The sequence below is a fragment of the Nocardia sputi genome (assembly GCF_023501985.1).
The window spans coordinates 76,827-98,618 of the sequence record NZ_JAMFLC010000023.1 but is presented as its reverse complement, the minus strand read 5'-3'; the positions used below and the strand labels follow the sequence as shown (position 1 = coordinate 98,618).

Sequence of the window (21,792 nt, the reverse complement as noted above, 5' to 3'; positions counted from 1 at the left end):
GGGGCTTCCGACACAGCGGCGTGTAGGGGTGCGGCCGTCGGATCACACGGGGTGCACCGAAAAAGGGCAACCAATGGTTGCGTGATGGCGCGCGGTGGACTAGCTTCATGTGCAACCGAAAGTTGCACATGGAGAAGGGTGATCGATATGGAGTACGGCAGCATCGAACGGGAGATATTCGTCGACGCCTCGCCCGAGGTGGTCTTCGAGGTGGTCAGCAGCCCCGAGCACATCTCGGAATGGTGGACCGACGACGCCTCGTTCGACGTGACTCCCGGCGCGGTCGGTGAGCTCGTCTGGGGTGACCGGGCGGAAGTGGTCCCGATGACCGTGGTGAACGCCGAGCCGCCTCGATTGTTCTCGTTCCGCTGGTGCTATCCGGAGGGCAAGGTCGACGACTCCGCCAACGCGCTGCTGGTGACGTTCGAGCTCACCCCGTCGGGCACGGGCACCAGGATCCGGCTCGTCGAGACCGGGTTCCGGGAGATGGGCTGGGAGGCCGCGAAGCTTGCGGAGCAATACCGCGAACACAGCACGGGGTGGGACACCTTCGTTCCCCGGCTCGGGGAGTACCTGGCTCGGCTGGTGTCGACCCCGTGACCGCCGCCGTCGACGACGACCTGTGGTCCGCGGTCGGGGACCCGACCCGTCGGCGGATGCTCGACCTGTTGCTGGCCGATGGTGGCGGCACGGCCACCGGTCTCAGTGAGCGGCTGCCGGTGACCCGGCAGGCGGTCGCCAAACATCTCGGCGTGCTCGACCGCGTCGGTTTGGTGCATGCCACGCCCGCAGGCCGGGAGCGGAGGTATCGGGTGGACGAGGAGCAACTGGCCCGCGCGGTCGCGCAGCTGTCCTCGGTGGGCGCGGCGTGGGACGCCAGGCTCCGGCGTATCAAGCGGATCGCCGAGGCCATCCAGCGCGAGCAGGACCAGCAGTGAACGCATGAAGGTCATACGGGAAAGCGTTACCGGTGGAGGTGCTGTCGTGTGCGCGGTCAGGCGCCGACGTATGCCGCGAGGTGCTCCCCGGTGAGGGTGGAACGAGCGGCGACCAGATCGGCGGGTGTGCCTTCGAAGACGACCAGGCCGCCGTCGTGGCCCGCGCCGGGACCGAGATCGATGATCCAGTCGGCGTGCGCCATGACCGCTTGGTGGTGCTCGATGACGATGACCGACTTGCCGGAGTCGACGAGCCGGTCGAGCAGGCCGAGCAGTTGCTCGACGTCGGCTAGGTGCAGGCCGGTGGTCGGCTCGTCGAGGACGTAGACGCCGCCCTTGTCGGCCATGTGGGTGGCCAGCTTGAGCCGCTGCCGCTCGCCGCCGGACAGCGTGGTGAGCGGCTGGCCGAGGCTGAGGTAGCCGAGCCCTACGTCGGCGAGGCGCTCGAGGATGGCGTGCGCGGCGGGCGTGCGCGCCGCACCCGCTCCGAAGAACTCCCCGGCCTCGAGCACCGACATCGCGAGCACCTCGCTGATGTCGCGGCCGCCGAGGTGGTACTCCAGCACCGACGCCTGGTATCGCTTGCCCTCGCACTCCTCGCAGGTGCTGGCGACACCGGCCATCATCGCCAGGTCGGTGTAGATGACGCCCGCGCCGTTGCAGGTGGGGCACGCGCCTTCGGAATTGGCGCTGAACAGCGCCGGTTTCACGCCGTTGGCCTTCGCGAAAGCCTTACGAATCGGTTCGAGCAGCCCGGTGTAGGTCGCCGGGTTGCTGCGCCGCGAGCCGCGAATGGGGGTCTGGTCCACCGCCACCACACCCTCGCTCGCGGGGATCGACCCGTGCACGAGCGAGCTCTTGCCGGACCCGGCCACACCGGTGACGGCGACGAGCACCCCGAGCGGAATGTCGACGTCGACGTCGCGCAAGTTGTTCGCCTTGGCGCCGCGGATCTCCAGCGTGCCTTTGGGCTTGCGCACCGTCTCCTTCAGAGTGGCCCGGTCGTCGAAATGGCGCCCGGTGACGGTGCCGCTGGACCGCAGGCCCTCGACGGTACCCTCGAAGCAGATGGTGCCGCCCGCCGTACCGGCTCCGGGGCCGAGGTCGACGACATGGTCGGCGATCACGATCGTCTCCGGCTTGTGCTCCACGACGAGCACTGTGTTGCCGTTGTCCCGCAGCCGCAGCAGCAGGTTGTTCATCCGCTGGATGTCGTGGGGGTGCAGGCCGATGGTCGGCTCGTCGAAGACGTAGGTGACGTCGGTGAGCGAGGAACCGAGGTGGCGGATCATCTTGGTGCGCTGCGCCTCACCGCCCGACAGCGTTCCGGCGGGCCGGTCGAGCGAGAGATAGCCCAGCCCGATCTCCACGAACGAGTCGAGAGTGTGCCGGAGCGCGGCCAGCAGCGGCGCCACCGACGGCTCGTCGAGGCCTCCGACCCATTCGGCCAGGTCACTGATCTGCATCGCACAAGCGTCGGCGATGCTGATCCCTTCGATCTTGGATGATCGAGCCGCCGCGCTGAGCCGGGTGCCGTCGCACTCCGGGCAGACGGCGAAGGTGACCGCCCGGTCCACGAACGCCCGGATATGCGGCTGCATCGCCTCCCGGTCCTTGGACAGGAACGACTTCTGGATCTTGGGAATCAGCCCCTCGTAGGTGAGGTTGACGCCCTCGACCTTCACCTTCGTCGGCTCTTTGTAGAGGAAGTCCTGCATCTCCCGTTTGGTGAACTCGCGGATCGGCTTGTTCGGGTCCACGAAACCCGACTCGGCGTAGACCCGCACCGTCCAGAAACTGTCGGACTTCCAGCCGGGGATGGTGAACGCGCCGTCGGAGAGCGACTTGGAGTCGTCGTAGAGCTGGGTGAGGTCGATGTCGGACACCGATCCCCGGCCCTCGCAGCGCGGGCACATGCCACCGGTGATGCTGAAGCTGCGACGTTCCTTCACGGACTTCCCGGCACGTTCAACCGTCACCGCGCCCGCTCCGCTGATCGAGGCGACGTTGAACGAGAACGCTTGTGGGGAGCCGATGTGCGGCTTCCCGAGCCGGCTGAAGAGGATGCGCAGCATGGCGTTGGCGTCGGTGGCGGTGCCGACCGTGGAGCGGGGATCGGCGCCCATCCGCTGCTGGTCCACGATGATCGCGGTCGTCAGCCCCTCCAGCACGTCGACCTCCGGACGTGCCAGCGTCGGCATGAAGCCCTGCACGAACGCGCTGTAGGTTTCGTTGATCAGCCGCTGCGACTCCGCGGCGATCGTGCTGAACACCAAGGAGCTCTTGCCCGAGCCGGAGACACCGGTGAACACCGTCAAACGGCGTTTCGGGATCTCGATGCTGACGTCCTTCAGATTGTTCTCGCGCGCTCCGTGCACGCGAATCAGATCGTGGCTGTCGGCAGCGTGCGGCGCAGTCGACTGCGGGTCCGTCCTCGTGGCCGTGCTCATCGTGTCTCCATCTGTTCGGTCGGGGCGGGCCGGCTGGTCTGCGTCGACGTGCCGGTGCCGGATGCGACGGTGATCGCCCGGTGTCGTGGCTGGGGCGCTGCGCCTCAGCGCAGTTCTTGGATGCGGATCAGGTTGCCCGCGGGATCGCGGACGGCGCAGTCGCGAACTCCGTACGGCTGATCGGTCGGCTCCTGGACGATCTCGGCGTCGTGGGCCGCCAGCCGCTCGAAGGCGCCATCGAGATCTTTGGTTGCCAAGAGAATGCCGCCGTAGGTGCCCTTGGCCATCATCTCGGTGATGGTGCGGCGCTCGTCGTCGGTGATGCCGGGGTCGACGCCCGGCGGATGCAGGACGATGGACGTTTCGGGCTGGTCGACGGGGCCGACGGTGAGCCAGCGCAGCCCTTCGTATCCGACGTCTTTGCGCACCTCGAAGCCGAGGGTGTCACGGTAGAAGGCGAGAGCCGCCTCCGCGTCGTTGTGCGGCAGGAAGCTCGAGTGAATGGTGATGTCCATGGCAGTCAGGCTAATTGCGGCTCGGTAACCGGCGCTTCTCGATTCCTGATCGGTCTGGTGACCTGTTTGGCCACGCACGCGGGCATCCCCGCCGCCGCGTCCGCCTCCTGCCTGCGATAGACGCTCGGCGGCACGCCGACCAACTCGGTGAAGCGAGTGCTGAAGGTGCCCAGCGACGAGCAGCCGACCGCGAAACAGACCTCGGTGACGCTGAGGTCCCCGCGACGCAGCAGCGCCATCGCGCGTTCGATGCGCCGCGTCATCAGATAGGAGTACGGCGACTCGCCGTAGGCGAGCCGGAACTGGCGGCTGAGATGTCCGGCCGACATGTGCGCGTCCCGGGCGAGCGCCTCGACGTCCAGCGGCTGCGCATACTCCCGGTCGATACGGTCGCGTACGCGGCGTAGTCGCGCGAGGTCGTGCAAATGCTGCGCTGCGGCGGGTCTGCTGGTCACCTACCAGATCGTGCCACATCCGGGGGACGAGTCGGGCGCATGTCCAGATGCGGCCGCCCGGCATCACGCCAAGGCGGCCGGGTGAGATTCGAGTGCCTTCCTCCCCGGTTCGGCGTCAGTCGCTCGGCAACCTGGCCTCGCCGGCGGGTCGGCGAACCGCGATCTCGGCGAGCTCGGCCACCCGTGCCGCGGGAACCGCGATCCCGGGTGCCCCGAGAGTCCAGCGAAGGAATGCCTCGACGCTCATCGCGGGTACTTCGCCGAGATAGGGCTGGACGTAGACCGGTGTGTTCGGTTCACTGCGCCAGCTGGTGGCGAGTGTGCCGATGTCCACCGCGTCATAGCCGAGGAGGTCCAACAGCCGGGTGGTCTCCGCCTTCGCCTCCGCGTCGTCGCCGGCGATGGGCAGCGCGCTGCGATCCGGCGCGCTCGCGGGACGGGCCAGGCACAACAGCTGGTGCGGGGTGACGTTGTTGCATGCCTTGACCACTCGAGAGCCCGCGAGGTGGCGTTGCAGCAGTGCGCTCGAGGTCAGGGAGCCGTCGTCCAGTTCGGACAGGTGACCGTCTCGTTCGGGGTAGTAGTTCGCGGTGTCCAGCACGGTCTTGCCGGCCAGCGCCTCGGCGGGGAGATGTTCGTGGGCTTTCAGCGGGACGGCCGCCACCACCAGATCGGCCGCGCGTGCCGCTTGCGCTGGTGTGGCCGCTCGGGCGCCTTCGCCCAGCTCGGCGACCAGCGCGGCGAGTGTCCGAGGGTCACGCGAATTACTGAGGATGACCTCGAGTCCGGCCGCGAGGGCCAGGCGGGCAATGGTGGAACCGATCATTCCGCTGCCGATGAGTCCGAGGGTTCGGGGCACGCGTTCGCTCCGTTCGTTCGTGGGGACATCGTGAGACCGGCGGCGAGCGAGCGCGGAAAGCCATGCCCGGTTCGCGACGGTGACTCGTCCGACAGCATCGAGCCGTTCCGGCTGCCGGACCAGCCCCGCGTTCTGGGTACTCACGGTGTGAGCACCCTCGGACGTCCCGGCGTACATAGGGTTATGGAGTGGACGACCGGACCGAGCTGAGCGAGTTCTTGAAATCACGCCGTGCCCGCGTGCGCCCGCGGGACGTCGGGCTGCGAGACTACGGCACGGTACGCCGGGTCGCGGGCCTGAGACGGGAGGAGCTGGCTCGGCTGGCGGGCGTGAGCGTCGCCCACTACACACGTTTGGAACAGGGCAGCGGTGACCGCGTCTCGGACGAGGTCCTGGATGCCGTCGGCGCGGCACTGCGCCTGGACCGGGACGAACTCGCCTACCTCCACCGGCTCGCTCGGCGGCCCCGGCCATGTACGCGAGCCGCGCCGGAGGTGACCTCTGGCTTGCTCCGCCTGCTGGAGTCGTTCGTGATGACCCCCGCCCTGCTGGTCGGTCGACACACCCAGATCGTCGGCTGGAATCAGCTCGCCGTGGCGGTGTTCGGTGACTTTCCCACGCTGCCGGAGAACCGCCGCACCTTCTCGCATCTGCTGTTCGGCGAACCCCGGTCACGTGCGCTGTACCGCACCGGTTGGGAGCGGGCGGCGCACGATCACGTGGCGCATCTGCGCGTTCTGCTCGGACGATATCGAGGGGATGCCGCACTCACCGCACACATAGATCACCTGCGGGAGGAGAGCGCCGATTTCGCCCGACTGTGGGACGAGCGCTCGGTCGCGCAGGTCCGGTCTCGGGCCTACGCGCTGCACCACCCGGTGGTGGGCGAGCTGGTCCTGCACGGCGAACTCGTCGCGCTGCCCGACGAGCCGTTGTGTTGCGGGCTGGACCTGTTCGCCGCCGAGCCGGGTTCGGCGTCCGAGCAGGCGCTGCGGAAACTCGGCAACCGCTGAGCCGACCTGCCGCCCGGACCGCTACCAGAAGGTCGGCGTGAGTTCGTACTGTGCGAGCGCCCGCCGCACCAGCTCGGTGAGCTGCTCGGCGTCGAGGAGTTTCGGCGGGTGGAAACCGTTGAAGCGCAGCGTGATCGCGTCGGCGGTTTCGACCAGCGCGACGTAGAGGTTGCCGCCGCGTTCGGTCAGCACGGTCCGGTCGTTCAGGCTCTGATTGACCAAGCCGAGCGTTATCGCCGAGGCCGGGCGGCCATCGATGCGAAGGACGTCGGGGTCGAGCTTTCCGACGCTGGAGCACACCGTGGAGACCGCGTCGGTGGCGGCTTGCCGCGCCAGTTTCGCGTAGAGGCCGCGCGGCAGCGCCACCGCGACCGGGATCAGCGGTGGGACGTTGCGACCCGCGGCAGCGGCCGCGACGAGCTTTTCCTTCATCACCGCGCGCAGCGGGGCGAGGTCGGCCGGTTCGCCGTCACGGAGGTCGACCTCGAAGTCGATCGAGGTCAGTGCGTTCGCGCGCTGATCACCGGCGGTGCGGGTGCTGACCGGCATCATCATGCGGACCCGGCCTTGCTCGTCGGTGCGACCGATCTCGGCGGCGATGGCCGCCATCATCGCCACCGCCAACGTGGTGCCGGTTCCACCTCGGTTCCGTGCCGCCGCGTGCCAGAGCTGTGCCGGGACCGTCGCGGTGACCGTCGGCAGGCGGAAGTCCTGAGCCTGCTCGTCGAGATCCCGGGCCTCGGCGCCGCGCCTGGCGACGGCCAGCCGCAGCGCCAAACCGAGAGCCGAGGGCAGCAAACGGGCACGCCGCGTGGCAGCGCGGAGATCGCTGGTCAGCAACCGTAGCCTGCCGAACTCGTCGGTCCGGTAATGCGGATCGAGCCGCTCGCCCGCGACCGCCTCCGCGATCGCCGCGCAGAATGCTTGGGCGTCCGCGATGGTGTGGGATACCAGCAGCGACACGGCGCTCTCCCCGTTGTCGAGGTCGGTCACGGCCAACCGCCACGCCGGCCCGCCGAAGGTGCGCAACCGCGCGCGCCCCTGCTCGGCGATCCAGGCCTCGAGTTCGCCACGGGGTATCGGCGCGTCCGCGACCTCGATGGGGCTGAACTCGGCTCGGGTGGTCCATCGGTCCCCGGCGGCGGAGAGCATCGCGGGCGCGACCACCTGCCCCATCCTGCCGTGCCGCAACGCCTCGTGGAATCTCTCCAGGGCGGCCATGTCCACCGGACGGTCGTACCGCCAGACGATCTGTATGGCCAGAGTCCCCCCTAGCGCGGCATGCCCCCGTGCGCTCACGGAGTCGATGTCGTCCAGGCGGTAGGTCACGCGAATCTCCCTCGAGTCCGGACGCCGGAGCAGGAGTGCGCCGGTGTCGTCGCCGTCAGCTCGGCGATACGAAGATGGAAATCGTTCGCATACCCCGTTCGAGCTGCGGTCAACACAGAGCATTCAGGTCCGGCAACGCCGTGGTCAACCCTACTGGCGGGTTCGGTGCTGATCTCGTGTTCACGTGCCGGGCAGAGCGGCGCGACTCAGCGCCAGGGGCGCGCAAGAGTGCACTGTTCAGCGCGCGTGCCACCGTCCTGGCGCCGACAGCGGCAGGGTTGCCGAGAAAGAGCCGAGACGCTTGGGGTGGGTGGGCGCCCATAGGCCACCGAGGGGTGGCTGGGCGGTTTCAGCTCGACGCCGGAGCGCGCCGGCGGATCAGCGGCAAGTAGACCTCGTCCACGAGCTCGACCAGGACGTCGTCGGGCGCGCTCGGCGCGCCGCGCACGACGAATTCGTTGCGGAGCAGGACAAGGGCGACGGTGGCGACCCGCGGATGCAGCGATTCGGGAGCGGCTTCTCCTCGCGCCACCGCGCGGCCGAGGACGGTGAGCCATGGCGCGGTGGCGGCATCGCCGGATTGGTCCGGCAGCTGGACCAGCAGTTCCGCCGCGCCACCTGCGGCTGCGATGAGTTCGCGCAGGATCGCGCCGAGTGGCGAACTCCAATGGCGGTTGACCTGGCGCAGTAGTTCGAGTGCGTCTTCGCGCAGGTCTCCGGTATCGGGCGGCTGCGCCATCGTGGCCAGCAGGCGATAGGCGGCGACGCCGAGCGCCAAGCGGTTGGGCCAGCGCCGGTAGATGGCGTTCTTGTTGGTGTCGGCCCGCGCGGCGACCTTCCAGGGCGCGGGCGATCTGGGCGCGAGGGGCCTGGAGATCGTCGAATACGACGACACCCACGGACCGGTCCGATTGAACGGCGAATACGCCCGCGACGAGCCCGGGCAGGCGCGGTACGTACGCGAACTGCTGGAAACCTTCGATGCCGAGGGCGTCGACAGCGCGTTCGTGTTCGTTCTCGCGCTCTACGACCACGTGCACCGCCCAAGCGGCAGCCCCCGCGACGACTTGGACCTGGCGAGCTACGGCGTGGTCAAAGTCTTCGAAGACCGCCACGGCGAAACCTACCCCGACCTCCCGTGGGAGCCCAAAGCCGCGTTCACCGCTCTGGCCGAGTACTACCGAAGGCGTTGAGACACGAGCCCGAGTCCGGCGGGTGACGGTGGGTCAGTCGGGACGCCGGCGGTGGTGGCGGAATGCCAACCGGACGAGGTCGGCGATGTCGGGGTCGGCGATCGCGTAGATGTTGCGCTTGCCGTCGCGATGGGCGCGGACCAGTCCGGCGAGTTCGAGCTTGGCCAGGTGCTGGCTCACGGCGGGCAGGGACTGGCCGACAGCGGCGGCTAGGGCGCCGACATCGTGCTCGCCTTGGGCGAGCAGCCAGAGTATCTGCAAGCGGGCGGTGGCCGCGAGCATGCCGAAACCGCCGCGGCGTCCTGTAGTCGGTCCGCCGGGATGAGATCCGGCGGCTCGCCGTGCTGGGTCACATCCGCCTCCAAAGCTGTCGGTAGGGTGGCACGACCCTGTTCGCCGGCGCAACCGCTGGCCGCCGACCGGCCTGTCCGGTGCGTCGGCGAAAGCGGTTGGCGTGCAGGGTCGTCCGGGCGGAGTGTGCCGCTAGATTTCCACCGAGTGGCGCGCCGTCGAACACTTGCGCAACTGATTGACGTACCCCGATCGACGGGTTTCTAATGATGGATGGCGCAATTCGTGCGCCGGTCGACCAACGAAGCGAGGTGAGCGGCAGATGCCGGATGACAGTATCGACGTCCACAGCCGGGTCGCCCTCGTGAAACGGGTTGCGCCGGCGCGTTGTTGATCTGCGTGCGTAACCGTCGGCCGGGCAACGGCGCCCCGATCGCCCGACGCGGCACGGAATCCGCCTTTCAGTTCTTCGACGCGTAAGGGCGGCGCATCCGATTTCCACCGATGCGCAGTCCTTTGCCCGCGGCGTCACCGTGTCTGGTCTCGTCGGGGCTCGACGCTGCCCGTCCCCGCGCGCCCGTCCTCTCTCCGGGGGAGGCGCGCGCCAGCCCGAACGATAGTAAGTATTGGAGCCCCCGCTATGGCCACATTGCTCGGAAATGCCGAAATATCGCCTCACCCAGTCTATCTGGAGCATCAGGCGATCCGGTCCACCACCGATCGCCCCCTCTCCACCGGCCCGGGCGTGCCGACCGTGTACGGCGGCCATCCGCGGCAGCCGGTCGGCTCCTGCTCCTCGTCACACAGGTTCTCGGGGCAGCAGTAGCCGATGACGACCTTTCTCAATGCCGTGACCGCCGACCACTTCGACACCGAAGTGCTTCAGCAGCATTGGATTCCGCTCGCCGCCGACGACGCCGACACCGCGGCCGTGCTCCGGGAACGGCTCGGCATCGATTTCACCGCCGCGCGCACCCAGGTGTGGGAGAGCGACAACTTCCGCTATTTCCCGGTGGCCGCCACCTACCGGCGCGGCGAGACCATCGAACGCGAGACGATCGTCTTCGCACTGGGCGGTGAGTTCCTGGTGACGTTGCAGCCGTCGGAACATTTCCTCCCGTTCGACAAAGCGGTCACGAAGATGCGCCGCGATCCCGCCCTCGCCGGTTCCGCGCAGGGCGTGATGTACGCGCTGCTGTGGGCGCTGAACGAGGAGTCGGAGCGGGTGATCCACCACGCCGTCGACGCGCTGGAGGCGATGAACGACGAGATCGAGACGGCGGCGGACGGCGACGATCGGCGCGGGCGTGCGATCGGGATTCCCGACCTGCACGGCACCATATCGCGGATGAACGCGACCGAACAGGTCGTCTCGCGCACCCGGCAGGCCCAGCTGCAACTGGCCCGTGCCGCGCGCCACTTGACGGCCGACACGGTGCCCGGCCACGAGCTGAACGGTTCGATCCGTATTCTCGCCGCCGACATCGAAGGGGTGGCGCAGCAAGCGGGCTTCGCGCACGAGAAGGCCCGCTACCTGCAGCAAGCCGTGAAGATCCGGTTGGACGCGCACCGTGGCCGGGCACTCGGGGTCTGGACCTTCATCACCGCGGTCCTCCTGCCGCCCACGCTGATCGCCACCTGCTCCGGAATCTATTTCGCCCTCGTCGCCGCATTGTCCTGGCCGTACGAGATTCTGGCGGTGACCCTGATGACGCTGCTGGCCGCCGCGATCCCGTGGGCCTACCTCGAGAAGAAGGGCCGACTGCGCTGAGTCCGGGCCGCGTGGCCGCCACTCGTTTCCGGCGATCATTACCTCGCGCGTAATCGACGCGCGGCCCGCGGCACGGCAAGGTTGGAGACAGCCGAACGGAAGAGCGGGTCGGCGGATGAAAACAATTACGGCACAGGAGGATTCATCATGTCGCGCTACGAGGAAGCGGTCGATCGGTACTTCGCCGCGTGGAATGCCACCGACGAGCAGACCAGGGCCGCGGCGGTCGCGGCTGCCTGGGCCGAGGACGGCGGGTACACCGATCCGCTCGCCGAGGTGAGCGGGCACGCCGAGTTGGCGGCGGCGATCGCAGGCGCGCAGGCGCAGTTCCCCGGCTTCGAGTTCCGTCGCCTCGGCGAGGTCGACGGCCACCACGACATCGCCCGTTTCTCTTGGGAGTTGGTGTCGGCGGCCGACGGCAGCGCCCCGGTCGCGGGGTCGGACGTGATCACCCTGGGTGCCGACGGGCGGATCACGAATGTGCACGGTTTTCTCGACCGGCTGCCCTCGGCCTGACGGGTCTGCCCCTCGACTTGCGTCGGCTCGGCTCGACACGTGCGGGAGCGACAGCGGAGAATGCGCGAATCCGTCCGTGGTGAACTGCGGGAATCGCGGTCGGACCGAGTCGCGTCGGTGTCGCTTCCGAACGCGAAGCCGCTGCGGAGATGGCGGTGGCCGGTCGCGCACCAGGCGCAGGCCACCACGACACGCCCGGCGCCCAGCGGTCCCGTTGCGCCTATGGCGAACACGGTGCGTCGCCCGCGCCCTGAAGGCATCCTGGACCCCAGGAGTGCAATCCGGCAAGCAGGGTGGTGGTCGGCGTGGACAACGCCGCGATGGATGCCTACTCGCGCACGGTGATCGCGGTGGCGGCGTCGGTGACGCCGCATGTGGCCAGTGTGCGGACCAGGCGGGGGAGCGGATCGGCGGTGATCTTCACCGACGACGGGTATCTGCTGACCAACGCGCACGTCATCGGCGTGGCGCGCGGGGGCGAGGTGGTCTTCGCCGACGGGGTGGAGTCGCGTTTCGACGTGATCGGAGTGGATCCGCTGTCGGATCTGGCGGTGCTGCGCGCACGCGACGGCGCCCCGGACGCGGTCACCCTCGGCGACGCCGACCGATTGGTGGTCGGTCAGTTGGTGGTGGCGGTCGGCAGCCCGCTCGGCCTGGCCGGTTCGGTCACCGCGGGCGTGGTGAGCGCGCTCGGGCGCGCGGTTCCGGTCGCCTCCCGCCGCGCCGGGCGGGTGATCGAGGACGTGATCCAGACCGACGCCGCGCTCAACCCCGGTAATTCCGGTGGAGCGTTGTCGGATTCGGCCGGCCGGGTGGTCGGCATCAACACCGCGGTCGCCGGCATCGGTCTCGGCCTGGCCATCCCGATCAACGCGACGACGCGCCGGATCATCGGCACGCTGCACACCGAGGGACGCGTCCGGCGCGCGTACCTCGGCTTGGTCGGTGTGCCGGCGCCGCTGCCGGAGCCGGTCGCCGCGCGCACCGGGCAGGGCGCCGGGGTGCGCATCGTCGAGGTGGTCCGCGGCGGCCCCGCCGAGCACGCCGGGCTGCGCCGCGGCGATCTCGTGCTGAGCGTGGCGCGTGCGCAAGTGCATGACGCGCAAGGCATCCAGCGTCAATTGTTCGCCGAGGCGATCGGTGTGCAGTTGCCCGTGACCGTGCTGCGCAACGGGGCCATGGTGGACGTGATCGCGGTCCCGGTGGAACTGGCCGCGGACTGAGCGCGGCCTACTTCGCGGCGACGGGCTCGGCGGCGGCCATCGGCGCGGGTGGCGCCGTTCTCCATCGCGCGTCGAAGATCAATCCGGCCATGCCGACCGCGAGGCAGACGCCCGACAGCGCCAGCATCGCCGGATGAGTCGTCCCGGTGAGCGCATCGCCGAGGATGACGGTGCCGATCGTGCCGGGTAGCACGCCGAGCACCGTGGCGACCAGATACGGCCAGAACCGGATCGAGGACAATCCGCAGCAATAGTTGATCACCGAGAACGGCACCGCCGCGATCAGCCGCAGCGAGCCCACCGCCAGCCAGCCTCGGCGCGCGAGACGGTCGTCGATGGCGCGGACCGCGGGATGGGTGAGGCGTGCGGCGACTCGATCTCGATCGAGGGCCCGGACGAGCAGGATCGCCAGCACCGCGCTGACAGTCGTGGCACCCACCGCCAGCGTGATGCCCAGCAGCGGGCCGAACAGCAGCCCGGCGCTCACGGTGAACACGGTGCGTGGGATCGGCGCGACCGTCACCAGGGCGTGCACCACGAAGAACAGCAGCGGGAAGACCGGGCCGACGGACGTCGCCCACTCCTGCACCTGCCGCGGCGACGGCAGCGGAACCAGCAGCGCCGCGCCGAACAACGCGACCGCCCCGACGATCAGCGCGACGATACGCGGGTCACGGATCAGCCTCGTCACGACTCCACCTCGCCGGCGTTCGGCTGTGTCGTGTTCATCGGCGTCGTGCCCATCGGCGCTGTATTCGATTGGTCCCTCGCCACGCTCGGTCACCCGCGACAGGTTACCGGTTGGTAGTGGCGGGCAGGATCAACCGGCCGCGAATCCGCCCGCTAGCATCAGTGGAAGCGGGACGAATGCTCGTTAACCGAAGTAGTCGCTGAGCTGGGCGAATGTGAGGGAATCGGGCGCACACTGCCGGTGCGTCCGCGTTGAGGAAGAGGAACAGCAAGCTATGCCGATTGCTTCAGATCCGGGTGCGGATCAGGTGCCCGAATACGCCGCATGGCGCAAGGGTGTAGCCGGGGTGCTGGCGAAGGCTCGCCGCGTCGATGTCACCGACCTTCCCGAGGAGCCCGAGCGGCTGCTCGACGAAACCACCTACGACGGGCTGACCGTCGCCCCGCTCTACACCCGGCGCGACGAGCTGCCGGAGCAGCCGCTGCCCGGGACCTTCCCCTTCGTCCGCGGCCGGGACGCCACCCGCGACCCGCACCGGGGCTGGTTCGTCGGCGCGCGGGTCGTCCGACACGACGCCGCGGCGGCCAATCGCGAGATCCTCGCCGGACTGGAGAACGGGATCAGCGCGATCTGGCTCGGCGCGGGGGAGCGCGGCGTGCCGGTGGCGGATCTGCCGACCGCCCTGGCGGGCCTGCTGTTCGAATTGGCCCCGCTCACGCTGGACGCGGGCGGCGAGGCCGCCGCCGCGGCGGCGCGGGTGTTCGCCGTGCTCGATGAGTACGCGGCACCCGAGCGCGAAGACATCCGGATCGCCCTCGGCGCCGCACCGTTGACCAGCCGCTTCGCCGACCTCGCCGATATCGGCCTCGCCGAGGCCGTCGCGCTCGCCGGGCAGGCGGCAGGGCGGCCGGAGACGGTCCGCGCGATCACCGTGGACGGCACCGTGTTCCACGACGCGGGCGCCTCCGACGCACAGGAACTGGGCGCGGCCGTCGCCGCGGGCCTGGCCTACCTCCGGTCGCTGACCGAGAGCCTGGACATCGCGGACGCACTGGGGCAACTGGAGTTCCGGTTCGCGGCCACCGACGACCAGTTCGCCACCATCGCCAAGTTCCGTGCCGCCAGGCAGCTGTGGGGGCGGGTCGCGCAGGTGTGCGGCGCACCGGATTTCGGCGGTGCGCCGCAGCACGCGGTCACCTCGGCCGCCATGATGAGCCAGCGCGACCCCTGGGTGAACATGCTGCGCACCACGCTCGCCGCGTTCGGCGCGGGCATCGGCGGCGCCGACACCGTGACCGTGCTGCCGTTCGACTCGGCCCTGCCGCCCGGCGAACTCGGCGTCTCGAAGGCGTTCGCCGACCGCATGGCCCGCAACACCCAGCTGCTGCTGCTCGAGGAATCGCATCTGGGCCATGTGCTGGATCCGGGTGCGGGCTCGTGGTACATCGAAGACCTCACCGCCGCGCTGGCGGCGAAAGCGTGGGAGTTCCTCCAGGAGATCGAGGCGGCAGGCGGCTACCTCGCCGCGCTGGAGTCCGGTCTGCTCGCCGAGCGCGTCGCCGTGACCAAGGCCGCCCGCGACAGCGATGTCGCCCACCGCAAGACCGCCGTCACCGGCGTGAACGAATTCCCGAACCTGTCCGAGCAGCCGCTGTCGGAGGCGGCGCGGCAGACCGGACGGGTAGCCCGCTACGGCGCCGCGTTCGAGCAATTGCGCAACCGCTCCGACGCCTACCTCGCCGCACACGGTGCGCGGCCGAAGGCGCTGCTGGTGCCGCTCGGTTCGGTGGCCGAGCACAACGTACGGGTCACTTTCACCGCGAACCTGCTGGCCTCGGGCGGCATCGAGTCGATCAACCCCGGTCCGCTCGAGGTGAGCGCAATCGCCTCCGCGGCAACCGAAGCCGGGGCGCCGATCGCGGTGCTGTGCGGATCGGACACGCGCTACGGGTCCGAAGCCGGTGCGGCGGTGGAACAACTGCGCGCCGCGGGCGTGCCCACCGTGCTGCTGGCCGGCTCGGCGAAAGCCCTCGCCGAACTCGAGGACGCGCAGCGGCCGGACGGATTCCTCGCCGCCCGCATCGACGCCGTCGCCGCGCTGTCCGGCCTGCTGGAGAAGGTGGGAGCCTGATGACTACTCGTGAGATCAAGCACGTGATCGGCAGTTTCGCCGATGTCCCGCTGACCGAGCGCGCACCGGAGCCCGCCGCGGTCGACGCGGCCCAGGTGACGAAGTACGTGCGCGCCGCCGCGGCGGCCAACCAGTACGCCCCGCAACAGCTGGTGTGGTCGACGCCCGAAGGCATCGATGTGCCGCCGGTGTTCACCAAGGCCGACCGGGATGCCATCGCGGCCGAAGGGTATCCGCTCGACAGCGTGCCCGGCGTCGCGCCGTTCGTGCGCGGGCCGTACCCCACGATGTACGTCAACCAGCCGTGGACCATCCGCCAGTACGCGGGCTTCTCCACCGCCGCGGACTCGAACGCCTTCTACCGGCGCAATCTGCAGGCGGGCCAGAAGGGTCTGTCGGTCGCGTTCGACCTGGCCACCCACCGCGGCTACGACTCCGATCATCCGCGGGTACAGGGCGACGTCGGCATGGCGGGCGTCGCCATCGACTCGATCCTGGACATGCGGCAGCTGTTCGACCACATCCCGCTGGACCAGGTCAGCGTCTCGATGACGATGAACGGCGCGGTACTGCCGATCCTGGCGCTGTACGTCGTCGCCGCCGAGGAGCAGGGCGTCGCTCCCGAGCAGCTGGCCGGAACCATTCAGAACGACATTCTGAAGGAATTCATGGTCCGCAACACCTACATCTACCCGCCGAAGCCCTCGATGCGGATCATCTCCGACATCTTCGCCTTTACCAGCGCGAAGATGCCGAAGTTCAACTCGATCTCCATCTCGGGCTATCACATCCAGGAGGCGGGCGCGACCGCCGACCTGGAGCTGGCCTACACCCTCGCCGACGGCGTCGAGTACATTCGCGCCGGCATCGACGCGGGCATGGAGGTCGACAAGTTCGCGCCGCGGCTGTCGTTCTTCTGGGCCATCGGCATGAACTTCTTCATGGAGGTGGCCAAGCTGCGCGCCGGGCGCCTGCTGTGGAGCGAGCTGGTCGCGGGGTTCAACCCGAAGAGCGCGAAATCGCTGTCGCTGCGCACCCATTCGCAGACTTCCGGCTGGTCGCTCACCGCGCAGGACGCTTACAACAACGTCGCCCGCACCTGCATCGAGGCGATGGCCGCCACCCAGGGCCACACCCAGTCGCTGCACACCAACGCGCTCGACGAGGCGCTGGCGCTGCCGACGGACTTCTCCGCCCGCATCGCCCGCAACACCCAGCTGTTGATCCAGCAGGAGTCCAACACCACCCGTCCGATCGACCCGTGGGGCGGCTCGTATTACGTCGAGTGGCTCACCCACCAGCTGGCCAACCGCGCCCGCGCGCACATCGCCGAGGTCGAGGCGCACGGCGGCATGGCCCAGGCGATCGGCGAGGGAATCCCGAAGCTGCGCATCGAGGAAGCCGCTGCCCGCACCCAGGCGCGTATCGACACCGGACAGCAACCGGTGATCGGCGTCAACAAGTACCAGGTCGAGGAAGACCAGCAGGTCGAGGTCCTCAAGGTCGAGAACTCGCGGGTGCGCGCCGAGCAGCTCGAGAAACTGCGGCGGCTGCGCGCCGAGCGCGACCCCGACGCCGTGCGGCGGGCGCTGGCCGAATTGACCCGCGCAGCGGCCTCTTCCGAGGGCGGCATGGCGAACAATCTGCTCGCGCTGGCGATCGACGCGGCGCGGGCCAAGGCCACCGTCGGTGAGATCTCCGACGCGCTCGAGCAGGTGTTCGGCCGCCACCAGGCCGAGATCCGTACGCTCTCCGGTGTGTACCGCGACGAGGCAGGAAAGGTCAGCAACATCACGAAGGCGAGTGAGCTGGTCGAGGAATTCGCCGAAGCGGAGGGTCGCAGGCCGCGCATCCTCGTCGCGAAGATGGGGCAGGACGGCCACGACCGGGGACAGAAGGTGATCGCCACGGCCTTCGCCGACCTGGGCTTCGACGTCGACGTGGGCCCGCTGTTCCAGACCCCGGAAGAGGTGGCGCGGCAGGCAGCCGACAACGACGTGCACGTCGTCGGCGTGTCGTCGCTGGCGGCAGGCCACCTCACGCTGGTGCCCGCCCTGCGGCAGGCGCTGGCCGATGCCGGGCGCCCCGACATCATGGTCATCGTCGGCGGCGTCATCCCGCCGGGTGACTTCGACGAGCTCTACCAGGCCGGCGCGGCGGCGATCTTCCCGCCCGGCACGGTGATCGCCGACGCGGCGATCGACCTGCTGAAGAAGCTCGGCGCCGAACTCGGTCACGAACTCGGCAGCGGCGCCGCGGATTCCGCCGCGACCGAATGAGCGAAGCCGGTTCCGCGGCGCGGAACACCCCGAGGGTGGCCGCGCGCCGGACGATCGACGTCGACGCCCTCGCCGCGGCGGTCCGCGCCAACGAGCGGGCCGCCCTGGCGCGGGCGATCACGTTGGTGGAGTCCACCAGGGCCGATCACCGGGCGCTGGCGCAGCAACTGCTGCTGAAGCTCACGCCGGAGGCGGGCTCCGCGGCCGCGCCCTCCAACCGGGTCGGCATCACGGGCGTTCCCGGGGTCGGCAAATCGACCTTCATCGACGCGCTCGGCATGTACCTGATCGCGCAGGGGCACCGGGTGGCCGTGCTCGCGGTCGACCCGTCCTCGACCAGGACCGGCGGCTCCATCCTCGGCGACAAGACCAGGATGGCGCGGCTGTCGGTGGAACGTGACGCCTACATCCGGCCTTCGCCCACCGCGGGCACGCTCGGCGGCGTCGCGAAGGCCACGCGCGAGACCATCGCACTGCTGGAAGCGGCGGGTTACGACGTGATCCTGGTGGAGACCGTCGGCGTAGGTCAGTCGGAGGTCACCGTCGCGAACATGGTCGACGTGTTCTGCTTCCTCACCCTGGCCCGGACCGGCGACCAGCTGCAAGGCATCAAGAAGGGCGTGCTCGAACTCGCCGACGTCGTCGCGGTGAACAAGGCCGACGGCAAACACGAGGTCGAGGCCAAGGCCGCGGCGCGGGAGCTCGCGGGTGCGCTGCGCCTGATCCACCCGCACGACGCGCTGTGGCGTCCACCGGTGCTGACCATGAGCGGGTTGGAAGGCGTCGGTCTGGATCGCTTCTGGAACACGGTGCTCGAACACCGCCGGGTGCTCACCGACGCCGGGGAGTTCGATGCGCAGCGCCGCCGCCAGCAGGTCGACTGGACCTGGACCATGGTGCACGACCAGTTGCTGCGCAGGCTCGCCGACAACCCGGAGGTGAAAGCCATTCGGGCGCAGGTGGAAAAGCAGGTCCGCGACGGCACGCTCACCGCCGCGCTCGCCGCCGAGGAACTGCTTCGCGCCTTCGACGGCCGCTGATCCGGTAAGCCCGCGGCACGGGTGTCGGTTACTGCCGCGTGCCGTTGAAGTAGACCCGCGCCACCACAGCGCGGTGGTCGGCACCCGGAAGTTCCACCGTGTCGACGGCGCCCGCGCGACCACCGGCGATCAGGATGTGGTCGATGCCGACCAGCGGCGGCCAGCGCTTGTCGGTCGGATAGGTGACCAGATGTCCGGCTCCCGCCTGTTCGGCCGCGTCGCCGAAGCGGCCGGACAGCAACGCGCGGAACTGCCGGTGGTCGTAGGTCGCGTTGAAATCGCCACCGACGATCGCCGGTCGATCCGCGGGCGATCGTTCCAGGATCGCGCGCAGCCGGGACAACTCGTCGGCCCAGACCCGCGTGCCGTACACCGGCGGCACCGGATGGAAGGCGTACACCGTGACCGGTCCGAGGCCGGGGATCCGCGCCGTCGCCGAGAGCTGGTTGAGCACGTAGCCGTCGTATTCGACGGTCTCCGACAAGGGGTAGCTGCTCCAGATTCCAGTCCCGGCCGCGGTTCTGGCCGGGGAGACATACCGGTAGGGCAACAACTGGTCGAGGCCCGCGCGGCCGAGATCCTCGATCGCCGCGGGGGTGAGCTCGTTGACGGTGAGCACGGCGACGTCCCGCGCGCGCACCTCGTCGACCAGCGCCCTGGGATCAGCTCCGTCGAAGAGGAGATTGGCCTGCATCACCGTGACCGGGTGACCGTCCTCGTGGCCGGGGCTACCGGCGTACAGCGGAGCTTGTGTCCACAGCGCGGTGGCGCCGACGAGAATCGCGACTCCCGCTCCGATCCAGTGCCGCCTGGCCAGGAACGCCGCCGCTCCCACGAGCGTGGAGCTCATCAGATACGGCGCTCCCGAAGCCGCCAGGGCCAGAACGCGGGATGACGACCCGTTGAAGTGCAGAGCGACCCCCGCGGCCCCGGTCAGTGCGGCAATCCACGCGAGCAGGTCGACACCGACTCGAACGGCCTTCGATCTCACACCCACACTCGAACACACCGATGGTTCGGAGCGTTCCGGCGGTTCGTGCCCGGGAGGCCGTGGTGCGCGCGGGTCGCGATCGGACTGTGTCGCCGAGGAGTCGGCGGCTGCCTGAACCGATCGGCCGGTCATTCGATGCCGAACAATGCCGCCGCGTTGTGGTGGCAGACCCGGCGCAACCAGTCGTCACCGAGATCGAGACGTTCCAGCGCCTCGATCGAATGACTATAGGAATGCGGAATATTGGGGAAATCGCTGCCGAACAGAATGCGATCGGCGAAGTCGCGCAGCCTGCCGTGTTCGTGGCTCGGGAAGGGCGCGTCGGCCTCGGAGAAATCGGTCCACACCATCGTGGTGTCCAGCCGCACCTCCGGGTAGTTCTCGGCCAGGTCGAGGAACTCGGAGTACTCGGGTGTGCCCATGTGCGCGACGATCAGCCGCAAGCGCGGAAACCGCCGCAGCACGCCGGCGATGGGCTCCGGCCCGGTATGCGTTCCGGGGGCGGGGCCGGAACCACAATGGATGACGATCGGAACGCGCGCGTCCTCGAGCAGACCCCACACCGGGTCCAGCTGCGGGTCGCCCGGATGATAGCCGCCGACTTGGACGTGCGCTTTGAACACGCGGGCTCCGCCTTCGACCGCCTCCCCGACATAGTTCGCCGCCTGCGGCTCGGGAAAGAACGTGGCGGTGTGCAGGCAATCCGGGGTGCGTGCGGCGAAGTCGGCGGTCCACTCGTTGAGCCACGCCGCCATGTCCGGCTTGTGTGGGTACACCAGCGCGGTGAACGCGCGAACACCGAAGTCGCGCAGGGTTTTCAACCGGACCTGGGCGTCGGCGCGGTAGGTGATCGGCCAGCTGCGGCCGGTCAGCGGACCGGCCGCGTCGAAGTACGCCCACACTTTCCGCATCACCCGGTCGGGCATGAAATGGGTGTGAACGTCGATGATGCCGGGCAGTCCCAGCCCGGCGCGGAAAGCGGACAGGTAGGCCGTGTCATCGGCGCCGGTCATCGGACCTCCTGAGCGGCGGGCGGGTGCACCGTTCGCGCGAAGTCGCCCACGCGGGCGATCAGGCGGTCGAAGAACAGCTCCGGGTCGGTGCCGATCACGATCTCGGCGTTGGGTTCCCGGCCCCACATGCCCGTCCAGTCGGCGACCGTGGTGGCGCGGGTGATCGCGCCCGCCAACTCCACGTCCACTGTCGCGGGGCGGGTGCGGGCCAGCGCCGGGTCCAGTGCCACCGCGGCCGCGAACGGATCGTGCATATGAGCCAGATATCCGAGGTCGTAGCCGTGATGGAAATCGAAGTAGAACCGCACGGCATCGGTGACGTGCCGGACGATCGGGTTGCTCGTGGCCGAGCGGTTCCAGGGCGGATCGGCCGGTGAGACGATCTCCACCGGGAAGCTCTTCGCGCGTTCGGCGAGGCGGACCAGGTGCTCGGGACGCATCTCGATGGTCTCGGTGATGTCGAGCGCGCAGACGATCGGCCTGCGCTCGGCGGGCGCGGCGGCGAACGCGTCGAAGACCTCTTTGGCGGCCTCCGGGTCGACGTGCACGTTCCACTCGTTGGTCGGGGTCGTGTTTCCCGGATGGTTGAACGCGCCGGCCATGATCACCAGACGGTTCAGCAGCAGCGGCAGGTCCGGTTCGATCCGGAGGGCGAGGGCGAGGTTGGTCAACGGTCCGGTGCACAGGCCGACGATCTCGCCGGGATGCGCGCGCGCCAGTTCCGCCCACATCGACGCGGCCGATCGCGGAGACAGGCGGCGAGCCGACACGGGTAGCTCGGCGTAGCCGATGCCCTGCGGTCCGTGCGTGTCCTCGGTGGTGCGCAGCGGGATCGCCAAGGGATCGGCGGCGCCCAGCGCCACTTCGATCTCGGGCGCGTCGCAGAGGTCGAGCCAAGCCAGATTGTTCGCCGCCACCTGCGCCGCCCCGACGTTGCCGGCCGTGGCGGCGATCCCGGCGATCTCGGCCTCGGGGGAACCGAGCAGGTACAGCAGCGCGAGGGAGTCGTCGATGCCGGTATCGACGTCCAGGATGATCTTCTGCCGCACGGCACGAGACTAGCGAGCCGAGACCCCGGCGCGGCGCGGAGGTCA

At 69.4% G+C, this 21,792-nt stretch carries 21 protein-coding genes; 10 read left to right on the top strand and 11 right to left on the bottom strand.

All coding sequences use genetic code 11. The features are described 5' to 3' along the window. The first annotated feature begins 147 nt into the window (after positions 1 to 147). Both M8859_RS28030 and M8859_RS28025 read left to right on the top strand, forming a co-directional pair. Positions 148 to 600 carry an SRPBCC family protein gene (locus M8859_RS28030; RefSeq protein ID WP_159926552.1) on the top strand — a complete coding sequence of 151 codons (453 nt, stop codon included), beginning with the start codon at positions 148 to 150 and terminating at the stop codon, positions 598 to 600. Further along, on the top strand, positions 597 to 938 hold the full coding sequence (locus M8859_RS28025; protein ID WP_159926390.1) for an ArsR/SmtB family transcription factor: 342 nt from the start codon (positions 597 to 599) through the stop codon (positions 936 to 938). Before M8859_RS28030 ends, M8859_RS28025 begins: the two co-directional genes overlap by 4 nt. A gap of 56 nt (positions 939 to 994) precedes the next feature. Here the strand turns inward: M8859_RS28025 and M8859_RS28020 are convergent, their stop codons facing one another. From M8859_RS28020 to M8859_RS28005, 4 genes are all read right to left on the bottom strand, one after another. Further along, positions 995 to 3,388 carry an ATP-binding cassette domain-containing protein gene (locus tag M8859_RS28020; protein WP_249645057.1) on the bottom strand — a complete coding sequence of 798 codons (2,394 nt, stop codon included), beginning with the start codon at positions 3,386 to 3,388 and terminating at the stop codon, positions 995 to 997. Between the two features lie 104 nt (positions 3,389 to 3,492). Further along, positions 3,493 to 3,903: a VOC family protein gene (locus M8859_RS28015; protein WP_159926394.1), complete on the bottom strand. Its 411-nt coding sequence runs from the start codon at positions 3,901 to 3,903 to the stop codon at positions 3,493 to 3,495. A gap of 5 nt (positions 3,904 to 3,908) precedes the next feature. After that, positions 3,909 to 4,358 (bottom strand): helix-turn-helix transcriptional regulator, encoded by a 450-nt coding sequence (locus M8859_RS28010; protein ID WP_159926396.1) that lies wholly within the window; start codon positions 4,356 to 4,358, stop codon positions 3,909 to 3,911. 115 nt (positions 4,359 to 4,473) lie between these two features. Further along, on the bottom strand, positions 4,474 to 5,217 hold the full coding sequence (locus M8859_RS28005) for an NADPH-dependent F420 reductase (protein WP_195071445.1): 744 nt from the start codon (positions 5,215 to 5,217) through the stop codon (positions 4,474 to 4,476). Between the two features lie 188 nt (positions 5,218 to 5,405). Here M8859_RS28005 and M8859_RS28000 point away from each other — a divergent pair, with 188 nt between their 5' ends. Then, positions 5,406 to 6,230, top strand: coding sequence for a helix-turn-helix domain-containing protein (locus M8859_RS28000; protein WP_159926400.1), 825 nt, complete (start codon positions 5,406 to 5,408; stop codon positions 6,228 to 6,230). 21 nt (positions 6,231 to 6,251) lie between these two features. On the opposite strand, the gene M8859_RS27995 is transcribed toward M8859_RS28000, so the two are convergent. Together M8859_RS27995 and M8859_RS27990 are read right to left on the bottom strand one after the other, a co-directional pair. Next, positions 6,252 to 7,559, bottom strand: coding sequence for a hypothetical protein (locus M8859_RS27995; protein ID WP_195071446.1), 1,308 nt, complete (start codon positions 7,557 to 7,559; stop codon positions 6,252 to 6,254). Positions 7,560 to 7,908: 349 nt separating this feature from the next. After that, complete coding sequence (locus M8859_RS27990) at positions 7,909 to 8,337, bottom strand: TetR-like C-terminal domain-containing protein (RefSeq protein ID WP_249645056.1); 429 nt, start codon at positions 8,335 to 8,337, stop codon at positions 7,909 to 7,911. 22 nt (positions 8,338 to 8,359) lie between these two features. On the opposite strand from M8859_RS27990, the gene M8859_RS27985 reads away from it, so the two are divergent. Next, on the top strand, positions 8,360 to 8,752 hold the full coding sequence (locus tag M8859_RS27985) for a hypothetical protein (protein ID WP_249645055.1): 393 nt from the start codon (positions 8,360 to 8,362) through the stop codon (positions 8,750 to 8,752). A 33-nt stretch (positions 8,753 to 8,785) separates the two neighbouring features. Here the strand turns inward: M8859_RS27985 and M8859_RS27980 are convergent, their stop codons facing one another. Then, a complete protein-coding gene (locus tag M8859_RS27980) occupies positions 8,786 to 9,034 on the bottom strand; it encodes an ArsR/SmtB family transcription factor (RefSeq protein ID WP_159926406.1) in 249 nt (82 codons plus the stop codon). An 838-nt stretch (positions 9,035 to 9,872) separates the two neighbouring features. Between M8859_RS27980 and M8859_RS27975 the strand changes: the two genes are divergently transcribed. The 3 genes from M8859_RS27975 to M8859_RS27965 all read left to right on the top strand — a co-directional run bounded on the left by M8859_RS27975 (position 9,873) and on the right by M8859_RS27965 (position 12,553). Then, positions 9,873 to 10,814: a CorA family divalent cation transporter gene (locus tag M8859_RS27975; RefSeq protein ID WP_195071448.1), complete on the top strand. Its 942-nt coding sequence runs from the start codon at positions 9,873 to 9,875 to the stop codon at positions 10,812 to 10,814. A 147-nt stretch (positions 10,815 to 10,961) separates the two neighbouring features. Further along, the gene (locus tag M8859_RS27970) at positions 10,962 to 11,330 is read left to right on the top strand and encodes a nuclear transport factor 2 family protein (protein ID WP_159926410.1); all 369 of its coding nucleotides are present in this window, start codon (positions 10,962 to 10,964) and stop codon (positions 11,328 to 11,330) included. 320 nt (positions 11,331 to 11,650) lie between these two features. After that, entirely contained in the window at positions 11,651 to 12,553 is a 903-nt protein-coding gene (locus M8859_RS27965; RefSeq protein ID WP_195071496.1) for a S1C family serine protease, read from the top strand. Between the two features lie 7 nt (positions 12,554 to 12,560). On the opposite strand, the gene M8859_RS27960 is transcribed toward M8859_RS27965, so the two are convergent. Then, positions 12,561 to 13,244, bottom strand: a complete 684-nt coding sequence (locus M8859_RS27960) for a TVP38/TMEM64 family protein (protein WP_195071449.1) — start codon at positions 13,242 to 13,244, stop codon at positions 12,561 to 12,563. Between the two features lie 274 nt (positions 13,245 to 13,518). On the opposite strand from M8859_RS27960, the gene M8859_RS27955 reads away from it, so the two are divergent. Genes M8859_RS27955 through meaB form a run of 3 tightly spaced genes read left to right on the top strand, consistent with a single transcriptional unit; the run spans position 13,519 to position 18,694 of the window. Continuing rightward, positions 13,519 to 15,375, top strand: a complete 1,857-nt coding sequence (locus M8859_RS27955; RefSeq protein WP_249645054.1) for a methylmalonyl-CoA mutase family protein — start codon at positions 13,519 to 13,521, stop codon at positions 15,373 to 15,375. After that, positions 15,375 to 17,654: a methylmalonyl-CoA mutase gene (scpA, locus tag M8859_RS27950; protein WP_159926416.1), complete on the top strand. Its 2,280-nt coding sequence runs from the start codon at positions 15,375 to 15,377 to the stop codon at positions 17,652 to 17,654. Before M8859_RS27955 ends, scpA begins: the two co-directional genes overlap by 1 nt. Then, on the top strand, positions 17,651 to 18,694 hold the full coding sequence (meaB, locus tag M8859_RS27945) for a methylmalonyl Co-A mutase-associated GTPase MeaB (RefSeq protein WP_195071450.1): 1,044 nt from the start codon (positions 17,651 to 17,653) through the stop codon (positions 18,692 to 18,694). The genes scpA and meaB overlap by 4 nt, the downstream gene beginning before the upstream one ends. Positions 18,695 to 18,722: 28 nt before the next feature. Here the strand turns inward: meaB and M8859_RS27940 are convergent, their stop codons facing one another. The 3 genes from M8859_RS27940 to M8859_RS27930 all read right to left on the bottom strand — a co-directional run bounded on the left by M8859_RS27940 (position 18,723) and on the right by M8859_RS27930 (position 21,747). After that, positions 18,723 to 19,685 carry an endonuclease/exonuclease/phosphatase family protein gene (locus M8859_RS27940; RefSeq protein WP_195140030.1) on the bottom strand — a complete coding sequence of 321 codons (963 nt, stop codon included), beginning with the start codon at positions 19,683 to 19,685 and terminating at the stop codon, positions 18,723 to 18,725. A gap of 128 nt (positions 19,686 to 19,813) precedes the next feature. Beyond that, entirely contained in the window at positions 19,814 to 20,698 is an 885-nt protein-coding gene (locus M8859_RS27935; protein WP_159926422.1) for an amidohydrolase family protein, read from the bottom strand. Further along, positions 20,695 to 21,747 carry a nucleoside hydrolase gene (locus M8859_RS27930; RefSeq protein WP_159926424.1) on the bottom strand — a complete coding sequence of 351 codons (1,053 nt, stop codon included), beginning with the start codon at positions 21,745 to 21,747 and terminating at the stop codon, positions 20,695 to 20,697. The genes M8859_RS27935 and M8859_RS27930 overlap by 4 nt, the downstream gene beginning before the upstream one ends. Positions 21,748 to 21,792: the final 45 nt, after the last annotated feature.

Bases quoted from the DNA above. Each gene is read 5' to 3' on its own strand.
- M8859_RS28030 (WP_159926552.1), top strand. From the start codon at position 148: ATGGAGTACGGCAGCATCGAACGGGAGATATTCGTCGACGCCTCGCCC.
- M8859_RS28020 (WP_249645057.1), bottom strand. From the start codon at position 3,388: ATGAGCACGGCCACGAGGACGGACCCGCAGTCGACTGCGCCGCACGCT.
- M8859_RS28015 (WP_159926394.1), bottom strand. From the start codon at position 3,903: ATGGACATCACCATTCACTCGAGCTTCCTGCCGCACAACGACGCGGAG.
- M8859_RS27985 (WP_249645055.1), top strand. From the start codon at position 8,360: ATGGCGTTCTTGTTGGTGTCGGCCCGCGCGGCGACCTTCCAGGGCGCG.
- M8859_RS27980 (WP_159926406.1), bottom strand. From the start codon at position 9,034: ATGCTCGCGGCCACCGCCCGCTTGCAGATACTCTGGCTGCTCGCCCAA.
- M8859_RS27975 (WP_195071448.1), top strand. From the start codon at position 9,873: ATGACGACCTTTCTCAATGCCGTGACCGCCGACCACTTCGACACCGAA.
- M8859_RS27970 (WP_159926410.1), top strand. From the start codon at position 10,962: ATGTCGCGCTACGAGGAAGCGGTCGATCGGTACTTCGCCGCGTGGAAT.
- M8859_RS27965 (WP_195071496.1), top strand. From the start codon at position 11,651: ATGGATGCCTACTCGCGCACGGTGATCGCGGTGGCGGCGTCGGTGACG.
- M8859_RS27955 (WP_249645054.1), top strand. From the start codon at position 13,519: ATGCCGATTGCTTCAGATCCGGGTGCGGATCAGGTGCCCGAATACGCC.
- scpA (WP_159926416.1), top strand. From the start codon at position 15,375: ATGACTACTCGTGAGATCAAGCACGTGATCGGCAGTTTCGCCGATGTC.
- meaB (WP_195071450.1), top strand. From the start codon at position 17,651: ATGAGCGAAGCCGGTTCCGCGGCGCGGAACACCCCGAGGGTGGCCGCG.
- M8859_RS27935 (WP_159926422.1), bottom strand. From the start codon at position 20,698: ATGACCGGCGCCGATGACACGGCCTACCTGTCCGCTTTCCGCGCCGGG.